The sequence below is a fragment of the Herbaspirillum sp. C7C2 genome (genome assembly GCF_022627865.1).
GTDB lineage: Bacteria > Pseudomonadota > Gammaproteobacteria > Burkholderiales > Burkholderiaceae_D > Herbaspirillum > Herbaspirillum frisingense.
Genome location: NZ_JABXGI010000036.1, coordinates 1 through 21,786, shown reverse-complemented (window position 1 = coordinate 21,786; position 21,786 = coordinate 1). Strand labels below are relative to the sequence as shown.

The window sequence follows — 21,786 nt, the reverse complement described above, 5'->3', positions numbered from 1 at the left end:
ATGACCGCGTAGCTGCCTTCGGAAGGCAGTGGAAAGTGGGTCAGATGGCGAGGGTCAATTCTGCGAGCAAATCAACATCCTGACCATAGCTCGGCAACTCAGTGACGAAGGTTTTGCTAGCGTGATGGCTCTTGCTACCAGTCTTGTTCCAAACCGACATAGGTTTTCAATCAATCTGACCGATGAGGAACAAGCTCGGGTTGAAGCGATGGCGCGCGAGAGTGGAATTTCCATTGGAGAAATGCTGCGTTGGCTGGCAATTAATCAAGCAGAGGAAATATTAAAAAAGCCAAGCTCGGGAAAAAAGAAGTAACTGTAACCAGCCTGAAGCACAACTGGTCTAGGCTTACAGTTAGTCAAAAGCGGCAAGCCCCAGCGGGGCTGGGGTTATTGCCGGCAATGTAGCCTGTGGTGCTGGCGGCCGATATTTCGGTAATCTGTGTGGGAGAACGATAATGTGCTGGTGACGCCATCGCTTGATGATGATCTACCCTTCTCGAAGGGTGTAAAAGATTTCTCCGGCAAGCAATACATCGCGGTCATCGCCCTCGAAAGGCTAGCAGTACCCGTTCTTCTAAGAGCTTTCTGGCTCGATGTACAGTGTAATGGACCCTACCGATGCAAGCCTGCGCCGAAGGTTCTCGACGACCATTTCCGGCCATTACCAGAGCGCAAATACGTCAGAACACCGTAGCTCACCATGGCCTCGGCCAGGATATGGATAACTTTATTACTGCAAATTTGCCTAGTCATGTGCAACGTGAGGCAGCGTCGGGTGAACTCATCGATGAGAATCAGGATTTTCAGAACACGTCCGTCATGCGCTTTTTCGATTGACTACTCAACTTGTCGAACCTATCAATTGCAGCGCCATGTCAAGTCTCTGCCTCGAATCTCTCCTTAGGCGCTTTGAACGATAAGTGTCCACTTGAAGAATCTCGGGGTAACTCTTCATCGTTTCAAGGTCCCCTCGAGGAATCTCCATCACAGCGATCTCGTTCAAATTGATGAGAATCAAGTAAATATCTTCTCCTTGTTCTGGCAAATGATCGATGAGAATAGCCTGAGAAAGTGAAGGGAAGTACTTCTTCAGATTCTTCGCTAACCCCGGAGCATCAATACCGGCCATAATTCTTCGCGATTGATCCAACAATTGGGCTCTTAACTCCGTTTTTAAGCTTTTTGTGAACACTGCCACTAAAGTCTCCCAGGAAATGCAGTTACAAGGTTTCCGAATTTGTCAGTCATGATGGTAATGATTGAAGTGGATTGGTATCCATTAAATTTATCTGTCCCAACCGCCTTACCTAAATTGAGCTCTCGGACGTAATTGAAACTATCCCCGCTCTTCACAATCTTCGTGACCGGAGTCGCTACGGTTTTTCCGTCCATGAGAATATCAGCCAGTTCGCTTCTGCTAATTGAAAATTGGCTGGCGTTAACCGTTGCATCGAAATGCCGCTTATCAATGTGATCGAAACCTTCACTATCAAGATTAATACGTGATTGAACCCGTCCCGGTACAGTCGTGGAACTATCGTCCTTACTACTTTGCCCCGAATTAGCATCTCCGCTGGATCCCGACGATGCCATCGCATTTACTGGGATGATAACGGGGGGCGTCATAGCGCAGAATGGGGGTTCGATACAAAGAAGCGAGCCACTCGCAACCGTAAGCCCACCGCTTGTCGTCGGGCCGTCCGAATCATCCGGGAAGTTCGGTGGCGCCTGGGGCAGCCTGTTCGGCCCATTCCTCCCCAAAAGCTCCAAGAAGCTCCCTATGTTTTCACGCATATCTGCCTGCCAAGCAGTCACATTTGCCAAAGTGCCTATTAGCGCTGTAAAGAATCCTCCTTTTTGTACCTCGGCAAGAACGTGATCATCCGTCGTAGCGTTGTTCAGAACCTCGTTAGCAGCCCAATTAGCGCCGGCGCTAGCAGACGCACCAGCGCTCTGTGCAAGAGCACCACCCGCGAGAATCGCCATTGAGCTTATCAATGCCTTCTGTTCGCTGCTTAGTGCCCCTCCGCTTGGATCTATAGCCTTGATGAGGTCTGGCGATATCGCCGCACTGGCGAATGCTCCCAACGCACCACCAGCGCATCCAGTGCCACCTGCCGCACTAGATGCGCATCCCAACAAGCTATGTGCAACCAAATTCTCCACAAGATTTACATTGTTTCCATCAGCAGAATAGGTCCAGTCACCAATGCCATTAGCGCCGGTCGCTGCTGCATCAGCCACGACCCCATTTACGAATGCCGCACCAAAACTGCCTCCATAGACAGCCGAATTAATTGCAGCGCTGATACCACTTCGAATGGCCGTGTTAGTAGTATACGTACCCGTATGCTCTACGAAATCCTTCCAGCTTCCCTGGCTGATCTGCGTAGCGGTACTGGTGCTAGGTGTGACGGTACTAGCGCTGTTTGATGCGCCCTCGGCAATTCCTGCGTCAGAGGGCGTACCTGGAGCATTCCCAATTGCCCCGGCAGTGAGGCCTGCGACTAAACCCGATACCGCGCCGGATTGAAGAGCACTGCCCAAATCCAGTCGCCCCGTGGTGATAACTTGTGTCGCAATACTAGAGAGCGTACCAACGATAGCCGCATTGATACCGGCGGCAACAATCGCTGCGGTAGAGCCTGCGACAACTGCACTACCGGTGACCGTCTGCATTACAGCCAAACCAGCCGTCCCGCCTGTCATTACAGACATCGCTACTGCGATGGCAATTGCGATCACCTGACCAAACGCACCCGGTCCGCTCGTGTCCTTGATGAAATCAGTATGGATATTGTCGTGTGCGGCAATCTCGGTGAAATCGCCTCCGAGTTGCTGCCTCAGGGAATTGAGTAGTGCGTTGGCCCCTGCCACGTCACGGGTGCCGTCCGCATTAACGACCCGGAAGGCATCGCCGATGGCGGTGATCCGATCCGCCTGCACATTCAGGTTGACTGCGGACATGAAGCCGCCCGGCTGCAACTGCGTACCACTGTATTCGACCCAGCCACCCTCTACCTTGTAATCTGAGACGCCAATATCGACGCTGCGCTGCTCATTTGTCAGACTGGCTGTCTTCACGGCAAGGTTAGTAGCCTCGATGATGCCGGTATTGGTAATGCTTTGACTGAAAGTCAGTTTGACATCATTACCGCTGATCACACCGCCCGTCGTATTGCTAGCATAATTAGCCGGCAGATAGATCTGCGGCATGAGCGCATTGATGCTGCCGCAAGTGGTGCTTTTGAACGAGCACGCCGGATCCGGTACGGTCTGCTCGGTGTACCAGAGCATGGGTTTATCTAGCGCACCAATTTGAGCCTGTGTCAGCGGCTTTCCTAGCTGCAGGTTATTGTCCGTCGCATACTGTATGGCATTGTTGTAGAGAATCGCCTTCTGCTGATCGTCAATACTGAGATTATTGGTCGTGCTCCACGAAACACCTTTAACGAAGGTGCCAGATCCTGTGTCCTTAAGGGCCTCCTGCCGGATCAGGTTGCTTTCAGTCGAAGCGTCGTAATAGAAAAGATTGGTATCGGGACGTAGAGACGCCGGCAAGTTAGCTACCAGCAGATCCGGCCCGAGTGATCCCAGCAAACCACCGCTAGACATGTTCACGGCATAGATTGGGCTATTAGTCGAGGGCACACCATTGCCTGTTACGACAGTGCCGCTTGGGCCAATAGCGACTAGTTGGGGTGCTAGCGTGGAGGCTGCGGTAGGTTGATTGGAATCAGTGATTCCATTGGTGAGCGTGGAGCCGGTGAGAGAAACGTCCGATCCGTAGATATTGCCCGTATTAAGAACATTTCCTCCGGCAATCACCGTCAGTGCGTTACCAGCCTGGATGCCGGCCGCCTGCACACCGTCTGCGACAACGCCATACGTATCGTGCGCCTTATCGCTACAGAACCAGCAGGTCTCTTCGATCCAATGGCCCTGCCAGTACGTATTGAGGGCGACCGCCGTATTGGTGATTGAGTTACTGATGTTGATTGTGGCATCCGCACCGGCAGTGATCAGACCGCCAGTGTTGACCAGGTAGTCTCCGTCAATTGAAACGTTGCGGGCTCCACTGATGATCGCCGCCGCACTCGCCTGATTTTGCCTATCAACGTTACATTCGCTTCCCTTGTAGGTCCCTCCACCATTGCATCCTTGGGCGAAGGACGGATTCTCACTTCCATAGCTAATGTGCGTCGTTACCGGGGCGACGACACGGTTGGTGATGGTCGATGCTGCAAGATTGACATCTCCTGCCGTGGACAAGATCGTGCCAGCCAGGTTATCGATACTACCAGCGGTCAGATTGACGTTTCCACGCGCGGACAAGGTGCCGAACTCGTTGGCAATCGATGCCGCCTTCACTGTCAGTGTGCCGCCCGCCACCACGTTGTTCGCGTTCTGCTGATAGGCGAAGGTGTCGACGTGAGCGTTGTCCTCACGGCAGGTGGCGCTTGGAAGACACCCAGGACGGGTGGTAAAGGAAGACTGATAAGTTCCCTGATTGACGAAGCTACCGGGCAATGTAATCGTGATGTTATTGCCGGCGACTAAATCACCAGCATTCACCAAGTTTCCGCTTCCGTTAAGAGAAACATTGGCACCCGCACGCAACATACCGCGTGTACCAAGAACCGATGTTTCAACGACGTTGGTTGGCGCAATCGCATTATCTACAGGGGAAAATCCCGGGGTAGGCATATAGCTCGGTGGATTATTAATAGCATACTGAACCGGCAAGTCGGTAAAACTTGAGATAACCGGCCAAAGCTCCTTGGCACTCTGCATAAACGCATCTAATGATGCTTGATTCACAGTGCCACCAGCCCGATAAGTAACGACAGTGTCAGACGAGCCATTGTTCAGGCTGTCCAATGACGCAACTAAATCCTTCCCGGCAGAGATAGTGCTTCCGCGATTGGAAAGCGCCGAAGCAGAGAGAGTCAGGTTGTTCCCAGCTAGAATTTGGCCTTCTTTTCCCTCCACTTGCTGGAGCAACACTTGGTCGACCGTAGGAAGCACGTACGTTTTCTTATCGCCAACCGGACAGGTCCCGATGATTGAACAATCAATGCTGATTGTTCCTAACGTACGGTCAATAGTCGCGGTGCCATTCAACAGCGTTGAGATAAAGACGTCTTGCTCTTTGATAGTGAGTGCAGGAGAGCCGCCTCCTGCACCGTAAAAGGCCGTAATCAAGCGGTATATGCCAATATTGGTTGTTCCCACCAGGTCAAGATCAACCACTCCTTGCTGCGCAGTGGAGAGCGTCGTTACCGGCGCAGCCCGGTCATTGATAATGGAGCTGGCCTGAATGGCTACATCTCCCTGAGCCGCAATCGTGCCGGCGACATTTGTCAGCGTGCCTATCCCTGTTGCGGTGAGATTTCGATTGGCCTTGATCGTGCCATTGCTGTTATCAACGTTACCGCCTTGCATGATCACGTCGTTAAGCGCCTCAATCGTGCCGAGATTGGTCGCACCTCCATTGACCGTGGCGTTTCTTTCGGCGTGGACCACGGCGCCTGCAGCATTGCTGAGCGGCGCATTGATCGTCAGATCCTGACCGACAACGATTGCCCCCGTATTACTCAGGCTAGTGCCGGATGTCGACAAGACCAGATTCCCGGATGCCTGCATCACGCCAGCATTGTTGATACCGCTGCGACCGAACAGCGCTACATTGCTTGCGTTGGCAAGCCACGCTCCGCTGTTGGAGATCGTACTGGCATTGATGGTCAGGTTGCGCGCCGCATTCAACTGTCCCGCGAGCGACGAAAGCTCTATCGCTGCATTGGCCGCAATGATAGTCAGGCTATCGCTAGCCGCGATCAGTCCACCCAGATTGTTGAAGCTTCCACCGGCGCCGCTGACCGACATCGCGAGACTGCCAGCCGGGGCGGCATTGGCTGCCGCGTTCGGATCACCGACATAGATGGTTCCACCAATATTGCTGTAAAGGCGGTCCATCTGTATCGTCATGCCAGTCTTCGCGAGCAGACTCCCAAAGGTATTATCAAGCGTGCCAGACAGGCGCGCATCGACCGTCGCCCCATACAAAGTCCCATAGTTGCGCAAATCGTTTGCAACGATCGTAGTTCCTGCCAGTCCGGAGAGATTTGAACCCAGCGCATTACCAATCGTCGTACCGGTCATGGAAAGCTGACCACCTGCCGTCCAACTGCCCGTATTGGCAATGCCAGTACCGCTTACCAGGGCGATGTCGCCGACGACAGATCCGATCTGGCCCGTCACGATGCTGCCACTGGCATTGACCGCTAGCTTGCCACCGACGACCGTATCGCCAACGATGACGTTGCGACCTGTCAGCACCGTATCCTGCGCAGCGGTCAGCTTGGCGACCGCCACATCGGTCCCGCCCGTGACCGATGCTGCCCCATAACTGGTCAAGGTATTGACATTCACCGAACCATCGGCACGAACACTGACCCCTTGGCTACCGTAAACATTGCCGACATTGACATCTCCGTTGGCATCAATAGTGAGCGTACCATTATTGGCGTTAGCTGCTCCCACCTTGACACCCAGCTCAGCGGCTGTGCCTATCACCTTGATCTGCCCTGCATTCATCGCGCCGAATGCAGTTGCGTCAATCTGCACACCTGGCTCAGGACCGCTGAAATTGGGCGCCGAGCCATTCGGTGAGACCTGATAATCACTGCCAAGCTTTCCTTGACCTACAACCGCCTCGGCGACAAGTTGCTGGCCAGCGATCACATTGATCTGCCTGCCTGCGTTGATAGAACCATTCACCCCCACGCTGCCCGCAATCAGATCGACCACGCCGGCACTACTCTCGATCCCGGCGCCAGGTGTACCATTGGCGCCTGGTGCGCCCTCGATCTGAATATGTCCCCCTTTGACGTCGTACGCCAGGGCTGCCGCTGTATCAAAGCCAGTCGGCACGCCCCCTCTCGCAGTCAGAAACTGAGGCTCCCCCGTGGTCATGACCACGCGCGGAGTATTGATGAATCCGCAGGCTGTACAACTGATGCCATTGGGATTGGCAATGATGACGTCCGCAGGGGATCCAAACACTTCAATCGCCCCGCCAATGCGGCTCGCACTGCCCTGCACAGTCACCTGATTGATGATCTGAGACGCAGTGCGACCGCCTAATGCGCTATTGGCAGCTACCGTGCCTCCCAAAGTCGTACCACCACCGATGAGGCTATTATTGAGAATCAGGCCAATAGTGTCGACGTTGAACTGGCTGTATTGGTTGAGAGAAATACCTGCCGCATTCGGCGCAGTGATATTGACTACCGGGACACCGCCACCAGCCCCGCTGCTGCTTGTGATCGCAGGCTGGAAGCGAATAGGGGCAGCAGGGTCAGAAATCGGCGCTGCCTGCACATTGCTGCCGAAACGCAAGGACGGGAGTTTGCTCCCAAGCTTTGCTGATACTGAAGCCAGGACACCAGGCAGCTTTTCTTCAAAAGTTGCCACTACGGGAAGCCAATTTCCGTCTTGCTTTGCTTTGTTGACCACCTCTTGTAAATGCATGGAAAAGGCCTGCCATGCGATTGCATCATTCAACGCATAAGTGCGCTCGGCCCCCCAACCCACTTGCTGTGCAGAACGCTGGGCATCCTGCCAGACAATTTCCAGGGGACCCAACCAAAGGAGAAAGGCCAACAGGCCAGCCACCACTCGCTGCCAGAGCGGGCGGCGTTTAGGCCCTATGCCAATAGAGAGTTGCAAAGAAGGATCCAACAGCGGCGGAGCCTGCCTCGCAAGCTTTCTTGAGATAGGATTGGTTGAGGTGGCGCGTTGCATGGGATTCCCCGAATTTTTCTTGTATGCGTATTTCCCGGACCCGCGAGCCGTTGAACGATACTCGGGTCCTTCGTCACCGCTGCGGTGGATGCAGCGACGACAGGCCTTATTGCTGAATTTTTGCCGAAGAGGTCAGCTCGCCCACCAGTTTCAGGGTCGCCTGCTCCAGGGCCTTGCGTTCCATGGTTTGACGCAATGCTGCTTTGACGTCGTCATATTGCGGCACTTGCGTTGGCCGCAGCTGATCCAGTCGGATGACATAGCGTTCGTTGTTCCAGACGACCGGAACCTTCGTCACGCCACCAGGGACTAGTTCAGAAATGGCCTGCGCTACCGGTAGTGGAAGGTTTTGCGTCTTGCCTTCGGCAGCTGGCAATTTGAAGCTCACCCACTCGAGCTCGCCGCCCCGGTTCTTATTAGCAGCGGTGCTGTATTGCGCTGCCAGCTTCGCGAAGTCGGCGCCCGCCTTGATTTGCTCAAGGACTTTCTGAGCGTTTGCATCGTCCTCCACCTGAATAAGCCGCGCCTTATATTCATTCGGCCCAAGGCTGCCAACGATGGCGTTGAACTGCTCACGCACCATATCGTCGGTCACGGGCGACGGTTTGATCGCCTCCCGCAAATAGAGTTGGATCATGGCGGCGTCCTTGGCCTCCTGCATAGCCTTCTTGACTTCAGGACGGTTTTCCAGACCTTGGCTCTTCGTGGCTTGCTGGCGGAACAGCTCCCGCGCGATCAGTTGCGATTTCACTGCATTGCGCAGTTGTACAGAGTCCGGCAATCCTGTGAGTTTGATGGCCTCCTGAACTTGGCTTTCAGGAATGTTCTTTCCATTGACAACGGCGGCTACGCTGGCAGGAAGTGAAGTCTTGTCGATCGTCTGTGCAAACAGCAGCGATGGTGCGATCATCATGCCGATGCAAAGCGCATGACGGAAAGAAAGGCTATTCATCATTTTCCCTATCCCTTTAAAAATGGGTCTTTGATTAGATTAGATTTGGTCCATGGCGCTAGTACGACCAGTTCAAGGTCGCCAGCAACAAGGTTTCCCGGCGCGGAAGAAAATTTGGTTGTTGCACAGGCCTTCCGAGTGTCAATTCGCTGGTCCAGGCGTGCTTTCCGCTCTGATACTGCAAACGCGTACCCAGGCCCAGCCCAGACAATCGGCGGGTGTGGCCCTCCGCAATCAGTTCGGTGATACCGGTATCAAGAAATATGTAGGGTTCTATGCGCACGTCGGCTACGGAGGGGGTATTGCTCCACACAATTTCGTTTCTTGAATAGGCTCCCCGGTCGCCACTCACACCGCTCTCGCGAAATCCACGGACAGATGACATACCGCCAACGAAAATTTGCTCGGATCCGAACAGGGCCTGCCGCGTCCATTGACCATTGACCTGCATACGCATCATGAATTGAGCAATGTCGGTCGAAGGCAATGCAAAAGAAAACGACCCGTTCACATCCAGTTTCATGAATTGGCCATGCGCTTCGCTGTCCTGAATCTGTGAACTATCCTTGTCGGCGCCGAAGGCGGACAGGCCGCGTGATAAACCGCCCTCCAGCGTCAGACTTGCTGGCCGTTTTTCGATGACAAAGCGCCAGAGCTTATTGATCGCTACGCGCAGTACCGAAAGCTTCTGCGGTGCCAATGGCAGATTGTTGATATCGCGTTCTGAACGACGCAATGACAGGGTGACATCCAGCGCCAGTTTGGATGCCTGGTTACGAGAAAGCACGCGATTCCAGCCCCAGGTACTGGCCAAGGTCTTGCCATATAACAGTGCCGTATCGCTGATGAGTGCCTGATATTCCGACAGGGATGTCGTGTAGCTGAAGGTGTTGTACCCAAGCGGCACAGACGCCGATCCCACCAGAGCATTGGTTTCACGGCTACCGCTGTAGTTGAACGAGACAACCTCCTGAAATCCAAGCAAGTTGTCCGCCTCTACTCCAAGCCGCGTGCGATTCAATCCGGTCTGCTGACTACCGTAATTATCTATACCCGCGCTGAACCACAATCGGTCACCAGCCGTGTTCTTGATGCCGATGATGGATCCTCCTGGCGAACTGCCGGGCAATATCTGCATTTCAGCCTTGTTGCGCCGCATGCGATTAATTTGCTCAACTCCCTGCTCGAGATCGGTGAGATGAAGCACGTCGTCCGGCGCTGCCGGGATCGCCATCCGTACACCGAAATCCGTAAGCCAACCACCGCTATCGGGCTTCGCGCCGGAAGCACGCGGTGATATTTGCTGGCCGTTCAGTTGAATGGCTTCAATCTTTCCTGACACCAGCGTGATGACCAGTGTTCCTGACCGCAGGTTCTGTTCACCTAGATATGCACGGCTGGTAATCAGTCCATCGTTGACGAAGCGCTCCGTTAGCCGGCGCAACAATTGATTGATGCGGGCGCTTCCCAGCCTCTTATTCAAGAACGGTTGAGCAATGCTGTCCAGCTCCGATGCCGGCAATACCGCATCACCTGCGAAATCAATATGTTCAATGAGGAATGTCGGACCAGTTTCAGGAATCTGCTCGATATCGCTCCTAGTTGGTGCCGGCGCATCACGTCTTGGTGTTTGGATTTGCGCTGGCGGCTGTTCGATCTCACGCTGCCGATCGCGCTCGCGCTGCTCCTGTAAAAGGCGTTGTGCCGGATCTTGTTCCACACGCGGCACTTGAGCGGTAGCGGGTGAAGCGACCATGATTGACGAGACAGATGCAGCCAATATCAGTACCTTGGTGCGTATTGCCTTTCGACCGCGCCCCTTGTTGCCCCCTTTACGCATCACCATAGACCACTTCCCAGTCCCAGGCTGCTCTCAATGGAGACGGGATCGCGTCGCGCCGCGCGAATGGTCCAAATTCCATTGGCCGCAATGACTTGACTCAGCCCTGCAAAACTACCGCCACTGATAATTCCCTGCCCATTCAAGGTTAGTTTGTTGGCAGCCAGCCACGACCCACCAATATCCGTTGCATAGAGGCGAGCCCAGTTACTGCCAAACCAACTTTTCATCCCACTTTGGGAATAGGCCCGGTAGCCTAGTACCCCTTGAGCATAGGTACTAGGCGCCGTGATACTCAGGTCACCCAGTGCGGTCACATCGCCGCCGATATTGACCGCTTCTGTACCGGCACGAATGGCGATGTTGCCGCTCGCCGAAAGCGTACCGCCGTAACTAGTGATATTGCTGGAGGCCGTCGCTCGGCAAAAGATCATGCAGCTCCGCTGAAGGTGCGCGCTGCCATCAAAGAGTGCCTCGTTATGGAAACGGTCACTCACAGCAATGTCCACGTTCCCGTTGTTGACCAGAACAATGCCACCCTGATTTACAAAATTGGACGCCGTCGCGCTTAACCCCGTCTCGGCCACTAGATAGGCCAGTTGGTCCGGCATGGCGACCTTGCCGTAATCAACATCGAAACCGGTATTGCGCTCAGTAAAGAACACCCATCGTGTGGTGCTATTGGCATAGCTGCTGGGTTGTTCACCGTTCGCACCAGCGGTCTTGTCGATGGCATTGGAGATAGTGCCACCGGCGACGAGAGTCATCGCACCATTACTAATGATGCGGGCATTGCGGTTCGAAATGTCATTGCCTGCCTGAATAAACACATCGTCGGCATTTCCGAAAATGGCGCCGAGCAGGGAAGATGACGGGGACTGATTCAACACACTGCCGGCGGCGCGCAAAGTGACCGCACCAGCAGATCCACTATTGCTGGTGATGCGGGAATTTCCCTGCAACAGGCTGCCGATATTGATAAGGTCGCCGCCACTATCGATCAACAGACCGCCGGCAGAGGCCACGACAGAACTCCCTTGCTGGCCAACGTTATTCGCGGAAAAGCCGGCATTTTGTAAGACGACGTTCCGAGCAGCCAGCAGATCCGTTGCAAAGAGGCTGGTCGCACCCGCAGTGGTAATGCCGATATCCCCTGCCTGAGAGCGAATCAGACCTTTGATGGACGTGCCAGCCTGCATGCCGTTCGTCGAGGAAAGTTCTGCCGCATTGATAGAAACACCTGCCATTCCGTCGACCGTCGCCCCGGCCAGCGTCATCGTACCGCTCAGATTGGCGGTGACCGTACCAGTTCGCGAGGTCATGCAGGAACCGGGCGTCCCGGTTGGGGACGACATGAACGTCAGATTGTTGGCCTTAATGATCAGATCCTGATCTGCACCGAGCTGAGTAGAAGCCAGCTGTAAATCCTGACCCTGGTTATAGATCGCGATACCGCCGGTTGCGTCCAACTGGCTGCGCTCGGCAGTGATCGCCGCGGTCCCCGCAACGCCATCGCTGCCGATGAGAATATTTCCGCGCTGAGATACAAAGACATTTCCGTTTGCGTCAGTCCCTCTTGTACCCGCCGCCACCGACGTATCCGCGAACGAAATGCGCTGGCTTCGGATGTCGACGGTACGACCTGCCTGTATGGATGATCCGGAACCATCTGCGGCGCTGTCCAGGCTGGCACTGGCCACTATCACGTCATTGGCGGCCTTGATATGTCCGCCGGCAATGTGCAGATCACCGTTGCCCGCAATACTGAAATCGCCCACCGTTGCGAAGATCGAACCGGCGTGGCGCACGCCGGCACCTTGATCGGTAATGATCAATTCGACCTTGCCCGCGCTCAAGCTCCCCAGGGCAGTAATATCCAAGGCGGTGACCCCAGCCCCACTGGCTCCAACAGCGGTATGTCCGATCCAGGCACTCAACAAATCCGTTGGAGAGACGCTGCCATCAATCTCCGAATGCGTTGATCCTGTTACGGTCCGGATGCGCGAAGCACTGTTGGCGACAGTATTGAGCACCGGCCCATTAATCGAAATTTGCTTGGCGATCAGCTCCAGATCGAGCATCGCGCCGCTCAGCCCGTCGGGGCCAATAGTGATCTGACCAGCGTTCGTATTGAGAATGATGTTGCGCTGAACGTTACCTGGCGAAAGCGTGATGTCGTTAAAACTGACCTGACCGCTAGTCAAGGCTACATTGCCCGTATTGACGAAGCTGCCGCCATTGACCGTAATACCATTTGGGTTGGCGATGATGACATTGGCGCGCGAACCTAGAACGGTAATGTCACCCTGTATCAGACTGGGGTTCGTGCTGGTGACTTGATTAACGATGTTGCGGGCATTGACGCCCACGTTGTTCAACGCGGCGCCAGCCTTGCTGACATTGAAGTCGGTGTAGGTGTTGTGCGAGACACCCGCGACAGCCGGAGCAATATTGATGGTCGCGCGGCCAGCCGTAGTACTGACACTGGTGGCAGTGGCGCCATCTGGCGTAATTCCCGCGCCATACGCAGGCATCATTGAACCGCACATCAGTACTGCCAACAGCCCTGCGATGGGGGTAGCGTGGATGATCCCCATGAAACACTTTCTGATTGTTCTTGTGATTGCAACTGCAGTGACATGAGACCGATCTTTTGTCCGCCTTCCTGTTCGCTGCTCTCTGATTACAACTATTTACACTTATAGGAAGCAGTTATAAAACATAGTTTTCCGTGTGGAAATGCCTAAAATGTCAACTTTTTCTCGCTTTATGAGATTTATTTCTATCGGAGATTTCTTTTTTGACAATTTCTGTTGATATTCTAGCTAGTTTTATTTCTTTGTAGGCAATCAGGGGGCCATAACAAGGTGACCTGCCCCCGGAATATCCGTACAGGTCAAAACTAGAGGTAAGGTTGCTTCTCAGCGCCCCGAAACGGGCAAGGAGTAGCCATGAAACGTTCGAGATTTACTGAAGAGCAAATCACCTATGCATTGCGATTGGCTGAGGGTGGCACGCCGGTGGTCGACGTCTGTCGGCAGCTTGGGGTGTCGGAAGCAACCTTCTACACATGGAAGAAGAAGTACGCTGATTTTGGCGTAAGCGAGCTGCGCAAGCTCAAGCAACTCGAAGACGAGAATGCGCGCCTGCGACGTATCGTTGCCGACCTGACGCTGGACAAGCAGATCCTGCAAGAGGTGGTGCGAAAAAAAGTTTGAAGGCTGCCAAACGGCGCGAGCTGGCGGCCTGGATGCAAGAGCGTTTCCAGATAAGTGTGCGGCGTTCCTGCGCGCCGGCGTTGCTGCAGCGTTCAACATGGTACGAGAAGAGCCACGCACGAGATCAAAGCGCGCTACGCCAGCGTATCCGAGATATAGCCATGAGCCGTCCGCGATTTGGCTACCGACGGGTGCTGGTAATGCTGCGTCGCGAAGGCTGGGAAGTGGGTAAGATACGCGTCTATCGACTCTATAGCCTGGAGGGACTGCAGCTGCGGATGAAGGTCAAACGCCGCAAGCGCATCGCCTTGCTGCGCGGAAAGCCGCCGGTACCCACCGGACCGAATCAGCACTGGAGCATGGATTTCGTTCATGATCAAATGCTGGACGGCCGCCGCTTTCGCATCCTGACCGTCATCGATCAATGGAGTCGCGAGAGCGTATGCCTAGAGGCCAACTTCCAACAGACCGGCCGTGCAGTTGGCCAGGCGTTGGATCGGTCTGCGGCCCTTCGCGGATGGCCCAAATCCATCACCGTTGATAATGGGACCGAGTTCACCTCCCGCGCCTTGGACGACTGGGCGTATCGGCACGGGGTGAAACTCGACTACACGCGACCTGGTAAGCCGACAGATAATGGTCTCATTGAGTCATTCAATGGCCGGCTGCGTGATGAGTTCCTTAACGGGCACGAATTCATCACACTCTATGACCTTCGAGAAAAAATGCAGGCTTGGCAGTACGACTATAACTATCATCGTCCCCACGGCTCGCTTGGCCATCTGACCCCAAGTGAGTTCGTCCAAAAGTGGTCAGTGAAACCCAAAGAAGCGGCTCCTCTCTAGTTCTAAACTGTCCAACTTCCGAGGGCAGGTCAAGCGGCTTAGTTTCTCGACTAACCTTGGTCCAGCCCGAGGGGTTCACTCCAAAAGTGGGTCAGATTTCAATGCAATTCAACAGAAGGCGGCCGCCTTCTTCGGCTGCAACGAGATTGAGCCGTTGCAGGCGCAGTTCCTTTCCTTGTACGAGTGGGCCGGCCAAGAGGTGGTCCGCTTCCGTCCCTATCAACTTCCTACCACTGAGGGCAAATAACCATAAGCAATCATGCCGATAAGGCAGACAACAAGATCTATCGAACCATTGGTCAGCGTGCAGGCCGATGAATTCAGAAAAAGGAAACGGTCTGCGTCCGCGCAGTGCATCCTTGGCGTGCAGATAATGCCTTTATCAGTTCGGTCGGATGTCAGTGTAGAAGGTCCGCTTCTGGCCGAGGCTGTGTAAAAACGTAGAAATTTTTAGCCATCTTGGAAATCGATCTCTCAGATCGCGCTGTATTCGATTTTCTTGGCATCGGGAAGGGTCTCCCTACCCATGATTTTTCTGATGTTTTACGTTTTTACACAGCCTCGGCCAGGAACTGACATCACTAACTCAGTCGTCGCGTCTTGGTCTGCAATTGGCCAGAAACGGCCATGGATCAAATCACAAAGGAACCAGCGTTTTCCCATGTATGGCGTTTTTTACAAACTCTTCCAGCAGACGCTGGAATTCTTCATGTTCAGGCAAGAAATCAAGAAAATAGAAATTATGGGGCACTTTTTCCCATATCTTCAGATCAACTTCCAGGCCCTCCGCTTGCGCCTGCGCCAGCGCCCGCCGACTGTCATCAAGCAACACCTCTGAATCTGAGACATGGAGAGACAGTGGCGCGAGTCCGGCCCACGAGGCAAACAGTGGGGACACCTCAGGATGATCAGAGGCTCCCCCACGGAGATACTTTTCTCGGACCCATGGCCAGATATTGGGCCCCTGCATTACGTCAAAAGGCTCATTCGCGGTTATGGACGGGCTCTGCCCCGTCATGTCAGTGGGAGTAGATAGGAGGGCGGCGCCGGCCGGCTGGGGAATACCGTTCTGTCGTGCGCGCATCAGCACAGCCAGGGCAAGATTAGCCCCGGCAGAGTGGCCGATAAGAATGATGTTCCGCGGTGACACTCCAGCGTCGATCAAGGCCGCATAGACCTGGTAGCAATCATCAAGCCCGTGGGGAAAGGGATACTCAGGCGCCAGGCGATATGGGACCAGCACAATGGAAAGCCCCAATCTACGTTTCAGATCGAAACAGAAGCGCCTGTCCGTGCGCGGTGCTCGAATGGTGAAACCACCCCCGTGCAAAAAGATGACGATACCTTTTGCGATGCGTTCTTCATCACCAATCCACTCCACCGGTATCTGTCCCAAGAGTCGTCGCAATGGAACTTCCTTCCTTCGCCCGACTGACGCCAATAGGTCTGCGATCCAGAAGCGCCTGCGAACTGTCGAGACAGAAGGATGTCCAGTCCAAAGGCGCTTGAACCAGAATCTCAATAACAAGTTGACCAGTGCGTGCTTCGCCACGAGCTACTCTTCTGTATGATGGTTTGTGAATAATAGCTCAGCGCGAGCTGAACCTTATGTCTCGCATATTACGTCCACAATCGGCCAAGAGCGGACCTTTCCTAACCAATCTTCCTCAACGGCTCATTCCATTGAGCTGGTCAATGATGTAATCAGCTCGTTGAGAGATTGACTGTTTCGGGACAGTCCGAAGATCGTAGCCATACGCTGGATATGCCTCGATGAGCCGGTCGTACTCTGACAAGGCCTGATTGAAGTCATGCCGTCGTTCGTGGTCCCGCACGTAGATTTCAGGCCAAGGCGGGATCATGAAAACGCACCGGTGGTAAGTACGAGCCTTACTCAGCCAGGTCTCGTCTGGCTTTTCCTCAGTCAAGCTGGCTAACGCGCTTAGAGCGTCGACGATCCCTCTGTCAAAAAATATAGGCTTTAGCGATGCCTTCGCCGCGTTCAAATCATCGAGTGCCAGGCGAATGACTCTATGCAGGAAGGCCGGCATGTCAACCCATGGCAGTGCCAATCCGCCGTTCTCCACCTCTGCAGCAACCACCCTGCGGCCAGGCTCCTGGACTACCGAGAATCCACGCAAACTGAGCTCGGCCAGCAAGGTTGATTTACCTCCGCCCGAACAACCCGAAATCACGAAAAATTGATTCACCGATGTCTCTCTGAGGCAATACAAGAAATGGAGCGAAAGTCTACAACCAGCCAGATACGGTCATTTACGCACAAGGCGATCAAAGGGACGCGAAAAATAGCGAGCCACTGTGCAGGCCACCCCTAACGAGCAGATAAGGTACCCGGCCAACAATCCCAGCTTTACAGGCGATGACGCGGTGACGGGAGGGATTGTGGTGCGCATTAGGCCCAGGACGATCAGGTGAAACAGATAGATTTCGTAGCTAAGGCCACCGCAGAACGCCAGGAATCGGTATCCTGCGGAACTTGACGCTATAGTCTTTCCAGAGGCGTCGGCCAGCAGCAGAGCGGTCCCCAGTGCCATTGCAGTCACGCCCAGTATATTGCTACGGGAAATCGGCCAACACAGATAGAGGAAGGCCATCGCCAGGATCGTCATGTACTGCAGCCAGTGCGTTGACATCCATGGACGCGTACCTCGAGCAACCAGGATCGCCGTACAGCAACCAATGGCAATCCCGTCAAAGCAAGCCAGATACGCATACAGAAAGCCGCCTTCATCTCCCTGGTGCGCCCAACGGTATAAGGGGCCCGCGACGACGAACAGCAGCCAGAACGCACCGATGAAGCGCGGCCTGCGCAAGGTCAGGCAAACCAGCGGAAACCCCAGATAGAACACCCCCTCCACGGAAAGCGACCAAAGCACACCCAGCGGATAGTTCACCCAGCCATGCTGCGCAATCAGTACGTTCATCCAGAAAGTGAGGCCGGCCAGGGCGGTCATCCACATCGGCAGCGGCGGCTCGCCAAATCCGCGGTTCTGAAAGAGCGTCCCGCCCAGCGCGGCCAGGGCCGCCACCATTGCCAGCAGCAGGAACATGCATGGCAGTATGCGCGCCATACGCAGCGCGTAGAAGCGCCTCGCATCGATGGCGTCGAGCCGGCCCCATCGGCGCAAGGTGTTGGCCGTCATCAGGTAGCCGGAAATCACGAAGAAAATGGTGACGCCATAGTTGCCGTTGCGAGCGATCGCCTCCACCACGGGAAGAGAAAAAATCGTTGCCAGCGACGTATCTTTGAGCGGGTAGGTGATGTTGAAATGATGGAACAGCACCAGCAATATGGATACGCCGCGCAGCGCATCGATACGCGCATTGCGCTGGCCGACGCTCATCGCGCTCGACCTGCGAGATGAGCGGTCAATGCCGGGAGGTCGTCCAGCAAGCCGTCGCGAGCCCTCAGGCCGGCATTGGGCTGGGTCGGATGATCGTCCTGGATAAGGCGGGCGAACACGCACTTCCGGTCGCCCTTGATCGCCCAGCCCACGAACCATCCATAGGCATGCGCAGGATCATAGCGCCCATCGGAGCCCGGTGAACCGGTGCCTGTCTTCCCGTGGATCTCCCAGCCGTCTGGCGCAGCCGCGATGCGCGTGATCCTACCGGTCATCTCATACGCGTGTGCGCTGACCGGCAGTTGCCGGTTCACCAGTCTGCGCAGGAAAGCGATCTGTTCCAAAGGCGAGATGCGCAGCGATGAATTGATCCATGCGCCCTTTGTGCCATTGCGCTTGCCCGGTTCACCCGACACGTCCTGGTTGCCATAGCGGAAATCGCGCGTATAGCGTTGAAACCGCCCCACCCCCAGCTGCTGCGCTACACGCTGCGAAAACCAGACCACCGAATACTGCATCCATCGGCTGGCATCAGTGGACTGGCGCCAGGCATCGCCGCCCCAGTCAGGATATTCCGGCTGATAGGGCCAGGCCGGCGTATGTTCGTCCTGCAAGATGCCGGCATCGAAGCCCATCAGGCTGATGGCGATCTTGAAGGTGGAGGCCGGCGTGAAGCGGCGAGTGCAATCTCCACTCTGGACGATGGAGCCGTTCTCCGATGCGTCGGCCACGATCGTGCATATCGTTCGTGCCGACACCGCGGTCGAGATAACTCCGCCTGCGATCAGGGCCGCGAACATCCATGTCTTGCGCATTTCTACCTCTTCAGCATGATTAACAGAATTGATTTCATCGGTGACGGGTACCCGCCATGGCTTCTCGCCTCAGCCAAACGCGTGTCACCACGATGGCCGGCGCGGTGCAAGCGCGTTGGAGCTCAGCCGGCTTTCCAGGTCCGTAAGACGGTCGAGAAACCAGACGGCGTTTCCGCGATTGGACTCTCGGACATAGTCAGTAAGCGCCTGACTGGCATCAAGATGGCGGCCGAGCTGGCCGAGAATGGCGAGCGGCATGCGGTAGTTCACGAAGCGCTGGACAAGCCGGCCCGCCAATCCGGACGACAGCTGGAAAAAGGATTCGTCCAGGCAGCTGGCATCGATGGCCACCAGCTGCGCACAGTGCTCCCATGCGGCACTGAGCAGGGAGTCCGTATCACCTTCGCTGGCAATACGCCCTTCCTGGGCCGGGCAATGCAGTATTCGGACCGGGCCCATCGAAATGATCACGCTTCTCATGGCGTGCCGCGCGCGTCAGGCGCGAGAAGAAATGCCTGGATGGTTTCAGCTTCACGGGTGATGAAGTGAAAGGCCTCTGGCCTCCAGTGTATGCAGGCGTGCGGCACGCACCGTTCAAGCCGCGCCCGCGTGTGGGCCGAATCAAGCAGCACGTCTTTTCCTCCCAGCACTGCCATGACCGGCATGGCCAGCGAACCCAGAGCAGCATCGCTGAACCTGGGTAGCACGATAGGTTGAATACGCGCATGCAGGCCGATGTATTCCATCAGCGAGGCAAGCTTGGCATGGAACGGCGACAGCGTACCGGCAACAGGCCCGATCACCATGCGACGGATCCTGCGCAATCCCCACTGCCCGAGCATCAAACAGGGCCAGGCTTTAAGCAGGAATGCCCGTTGCCGTCCGATGCCGGCGGGCGAGATGAGCACCAGCTGCGCCACCCGCTCTGGACGCGATACTGCGTAGCTCAACGCCATCCAGCCACCCAGCGAAATGCCAGCGAACGAGGCGTTGACCAGTCCAAGCCCATCCATCAGGTCGTCGAGCCAGCATAAGGCCGCCCGACTGGTGGGAGCCAGGCGGGGCGGTGCGCTCAATCCAGGCTGGCCTGGCATGTCAAGGATATGGACGCGAAAGTGCCGTGCCCATATCGCTGCGTCCACCAGCCAGCTTGCCGCGTTGGCCTGCGCGCCATGCAGCAGTACCAGCGGCGGCCCGTCGGACGGGCCGCAGGAAAGCACGAAGGTTTCTCCCATGCCGCTTGGCACCATGCGGTGGGTATGGGGGACCGGCCACTCGTCCAGCAGATCGCGATAGCGTGCCAGGGCAAGGCGCTCTGCATCACGCGTCCTGAATATCGGCGTCATTGCGCCGCGCCAAGAAAAGAGTCGAGTGCCTCCAGCACTGATGCGGCCTCTCTGGGCGAAGCAACCAGGATGATCTTCAGATGGCTTTCCAGCGGGTTATAGGCGGTATCAAGATACATGGGCTGGCCGTGTCCTCTCCGGCTGTTCAGCAAAGCCTGCAGGTTGGTTGCGATGCGGCCGGCAAATTCGGCCGATATCCCTGGTACCTCTACGATGCTCGTAGTACGTGCCACAATTTCGCCTTGGCTCGCTACTGGCGCCACCAAACCGGCAAAGTCATTCAGGTCCGGACCGGAAATCCGATAGGACTTGCCGATCTTGGAGGCCCGCAGGCGGCCCTCCTTGATATGGCGCAGCACTGTCTTGACGTGCAACTTGAGTTGCCGGGCGACTTCTTCAACGGTGTAGGTATTTCCATGCATGGCGCCATTCTATACCGAGTTTGTCCCAAATGTTACTAATATAGGTAGCGATTAAGACATTTCGAATTCCCGTTTGGCCCCAATCCGACTTGTGGCAGCCGGACGGAGACTGGCCAGGAGGGGCGCATGAGCGAACGGGCGCCTTCGGAAGGCGATGGGAAGATGGAAGCTGATGGCAAGAGGCAATCCTGCGAGCCAGGCGACATGGATTGCGTTGCTTCCCGTGGTGGATACAGGCGACGGGATATACCAGGTATTGATTCAGGTCCAGCGGACCGGCGGTGTAGTCAGCGGCGGAGCTAGGGAAGCCGGCATGCAGCTTGTGCGTGATGTGCAGGGCCAGCGGCCCGCCGGCGAACCGGGCCGCCGGGGCGGGCTGGACGAGCCTCTCTGGCGGGATCGGCGCGGGAAAGGTGGCGCATATCATATCGACAACTAGGGGGGATTTTTCAATAGAACTATGCATATGCACAGTGCAAATCACTTTCCCCGCCCTGCGCGCGCGGTTGCCCCCACCCCGCGCCTGCCCGTTACATAGGTCGGTTTTGACTCAAATTTGCGTCAGGCGCCGAGGCCCGCCCCGTCCGGCGCGGCAACCCTGCTGCCACTTATCAAAACTGACGCATTTTGACGCACCAATAAGGAGTCGGAGTTCTCTATACGTTATATTTAGCCGGTTGGCGAGTTGCAGGGGTGCTCATCTCGCACATCGGGGACGTCGAATGTTGAGCAGGACTGACGACGCATACAAAAAAGGGCCGTAACTTGAAAAGAAAAAACGGCACATTAAGGGAATAAAAAGAATGAGCGATTACCGGCTTGACCGCCTTAACACGCGCGAATTTGAACACCTCGTTCAAGCGCTTTGCAAAAAATTCATCGCCTTGGGGACCACTCCGTTCGGGGACGGCCCGGATGGCGGACGTGAGGCCACATTTGACGGACCGATGGATTTTCCGTCGCATACAGCCCCTTGGTCAGGGTATCTGGTAGTTCAGTGTAAGTTCCGACAACGCTCAATAGGTGATGCTGCGAGTGACACTGATTGGGTTACTCAGCAGCTTAACGAAGAACTTGGTAAATATGATTTGATCAGTGGTTGTGATATTGCGCCGAATCCTGACCCGTACTTTGCATCGAATCGTGACCCTCGCGAATTCCTCTCATTCCGTAGCTG

Annotated in this window: 16 protein-coding genes and 1 pseudogene; 5 read left to right on the top strand and 12 right to left on the bottom strand. The window is 55.5% G+C overall.

The features are described 5' to 3' along the window. The first annotated feature begins 28 nt into the window (after positions 1–28). Both HWE04_RS23835 and HWE04_RS23830 read left to right on the top strand, forming a co-directional pair. On the top strand, positions 29–313 hold the full coding sequence (locus tag HWE04_RS23835; protein WP_241813887.1) for a ribbon-helix-helix protein, CopG family: 285 nt from the start codon (positions 29–31) through the stop codon (positions 311–313). 305 nt (positions 314–618) lie between these two features. Then, positions 619–837: a hypothetical protein gene (locus tag HWE04_RS23830; RefSeq protein ID WP_241813886.1), complete on the top strand. Its 219-nt coding sequence runs from the start codon at positions 619–621 to the stop codon at positions 835–837. A 4-nt stretch (positions 838–841) separates the two neighbouring features. Here HWE04_RS23830 and HWE04_RS23825 read toward each other — a convergent pair whose 3' ends face one another. The 5 genes from HWE04_RS23825 to HWE04_RS23805 form a co-directional block, all read right to left on the bottom strand. Beyond that, entirely contained in the window at positions 842–1,198 is a 357-nt protein-coding gene (locus HWE04_RS23825) for a hypothetical protein (protein ID WP_241813885.1), read from the bottom strand. Then, on the bottom strand, positions 1,198–7,806 hold the full coding sequence (locus tag HWE04_RS23820) for a two-partner secretion domain-containing protein (RefSeq protein WP_241813884.1): 6,609 nt from the start codon (positions 7,804–7,806) through the stop codon (positions 1,198–1,200). The genes HWE04_RS23825 and HWE04_RS23820 overlap by 1 nt, the downstream gene beginning before the upstream one ends. Positions 7,807–7,912: 106 nt before the next feature. Beyond that, a complete protein-coding gene (locus HWE04_RS23815) occupies positions 7,913–8,761 on the bottom strand; it encodes a peptidyl-prolyl cis-trans isomerase (protein WP_241813883.1) in 849 nt (282 codons plus the stop codon). Positions 8,762–8,816: 55 nt separating this feature from the next. Next, the gene (locus tag HWE04_RS23810; protein WP_241813882.1) at positions 8,817–10,604 is read right to left on the bottom strand and encodes a ShlB/FhaC/HecB family hemolysin secretion/activation protein; all 1,788 of its coding nucleotides are present in this window, start codon (positions 10,602–10,604) and stop codon (positions 8,817–8,819) included. Continuing rightward, complete coding sequence (locus HWE04_RS23805) at positions 10,598–13,195, bottom strand: two-partner secretion domain-containing protein (protein ID WP_241813881.1); 2,598 nt, start codon at positions 13,193–13,195, stop codon at positions 10,598–10,600. Before HWE04_RS23805 ends, HWE04_RS23810 begins: the two co-directional genes overlap by 7 nt. A gap of 354 nt (positions 13,196–13,549) precedes the next feature. Here HWE04_RS23805 and HWE04_RS23800 point away from each other — a divergent pair. Next, positions 13,550–14,661 (top strand): IS3 family transposase gene (locus tag HWE04_RS23800; protein WP_241813880.1). Its coding sequence is split into 2 segments (ribosomal slippage): positions 13,550–13,811 and positions 13,811–14,661, totalling 1,113 coding nucleotides; the frame shifts between segments, so codons are not numbered across the junction. A 115-nt stretch (positions 14,662–14,776) separates the two neighbouring features. Continuing rightward, positions 14,777–14,908 (top strand): annotated as a pseudogene (locus HWE04_RS23795) (phage portal protein); the annotation flags it as partial. Between the two features lie 390 nt (positions 14,909–15,298). On the opposite strand, the gene HWE04_RS23790 reads toward HWE04_RS23795, so the two are convergent. From HWE04_RS23790 to HWE04_RS23760, 7 genes are all read right to left on the bottom strand, one after another. Beyond that, the gene (locus tag HWE04_RS23790; RefSeq protein WP_241813879.1) at positions 15,299–16,069 is read right to left on the bottom strand and encodes an alpha/beta hydrolase; all 771 of its coding nucleotides are present in this window, start codon (positions 16,067–16,069) and stop codon (positions 15,299–15,301) included. Between the two features lie 259 nt (positions 16,070–16,328). Beyond that, a complete protein-coding gene (locus HWE04_RS23785) occupies positions 16,329–16,871 on the bottom strand; it encodes an AAA family ATPase (RefSeq protein WP_241813878.1) in 543 nt (180 codons plus the stop codon). Positions 16,872–16,931: 60 nt separating this feature from the next. Continuing rightward, on the bottom strand, positions 16,932–18,026 hold the full coding sequence (locus HWE04_RS23780) for an acyltransferase family protein (protein WP_241813877.1): 1,095 nt from the start codon (positions 18,024–18,026) through the stop codon (positions 16,932–16,934). Further along, the gene (gene blaOXA, locus HWE04_RS23775; protein ID WP_446719252.1) at positions 18,023–18,841 is read right to left on the bottom strand and encodes a class D beta-lactamase; all 819 of its coding nucleotides are present in this window, start codon (positions 18,839–18,841) and stop codon (positions 18,023–18,025) included. Before blaOXA ends, HWE04_RS23780 begins: the two co-directional genes overlap by 4 nt. Positions 18,842–18,925: 84 nt before the next feature. Continuing rightward, on the bottom strand, positions 18,926–19,321 hold the full coding sequence (locus HWE04_RS23770) for a DUF4180 domain-containing protein (RefSeq protein WP_241813876.1): 396 nt from the start codon (positions 19,319–19,321) through the stop codon (positions 18,926–18,928). Beyond that, positions 19,318–20,187: an alpha/beta fold hydrolase gene (locus HWE04_RS23765; RefSeq protein ID WP_241813875.1), complete on the bottom strand. Its 870-nt coding sequence runs from the start codon at positions 20,185–20,187 to the stop codon at positions 19,318–19,320. Before HWE04_RS23765 ends, HWE04_RS23770 begins: the two co-directional genes overlap by 4 nt. Continuing rightward, the gene (locus tag HWE04_RS23760; protein ID WP_241813874.1) at positions 20,184–20,609 is read right to left on the bottom strand and encodes a helix-turn-helix domain-containing protein; all 426 of its coding nucleotides are present in this window, start codon (positions 20,607–20,609) and stop codon (positions 20,184–20,186) included. Before HWE04_RS23760 ends, HWE04_RS23765 begins: the two co-directional genes overlap by 4 nt. 803 nt (positions 20,610–21,412) lie before the next feature. Between HWE04_RS23760 and HWE04_RS23755 the strand changes: the two genes are divergently transcribed. Next, positions 21,413–21,786: hypothetical protein (locus HWE04_RS23755; protein WP_446719251.1), on the top strand; the 374-nt coding region annotated here is incomplete at its 3' end.

Coding starts and splice junctions, on each gene's coding strand:
- HWE04_RS23830 (WP_241813886.1), top strand. CDS start 619: ATGCAAGCCTGCGCCGAAGGTTCTCGACGACCATTTCCGGCCATTACC.
- HWE04_RS23820 (WP_241813884.1), bottom strand. CDS start 7,806: ATGCAACGCGCCACCTCAACCAATCCTATCTCAAGAAAGCTTGCGAGG.
- HWE04_RS23815 (WP_241813883.1), bottom strand. CDS start 8,761: ATGATGAATAGCCTTTCTTTCCGTCATGCGCTTTGCATCGGCATGATG.
- HWE04_RS23810 (WP_241813882.1), bottom strand. CDS start 10,604: ATGGTGATGCGTAAAGGGGGCAACAAGGGGCGCGGTCGAAAGGCAATA.
- HWE04_RS23805 (WP_241813881.1), bottom strand. CDS start 13,195: ATGGGGATCATCCACGCTACCCCCATCGCAGGGCTGTTGGCAGTACTG.
- HWE04_RS23780 (WP_241813877.1), bottom strand. CDS start 18,026: ATGAGCGTCGGCCAGCGCAATGCGCGTATCGATGCGCTGCGCGGCGTA.
- blaOXA (WP_446719252.1), bottom strand. CDS start 18,841: ATGCGCAAGACATGGATGTTCGCGGCCCTGATCGCAGGCGGAGTTATC.
- HWE04_RS23770 (WP_241813876.1), bottom strand. CDS start 19,321: ATGAGAAGCGTGATCATTTCGATGGGCCCGGTCCGAATACTGCATTGC.
- HWE04_RS23765 (WP_241813875.1), bottom strand. CDS start 20,187: ATGACGCCGATATTCAGGACGCGTGATGCAGAGCGCCTTGCCCTGGCA.
- HWE04_RS23760 (WP_241813874.1), bottom strand. CDS start 20,609: ATGCATGGAAATACCTACACCGTTGAAGAAGTCGCCCGGCAACTCAAG.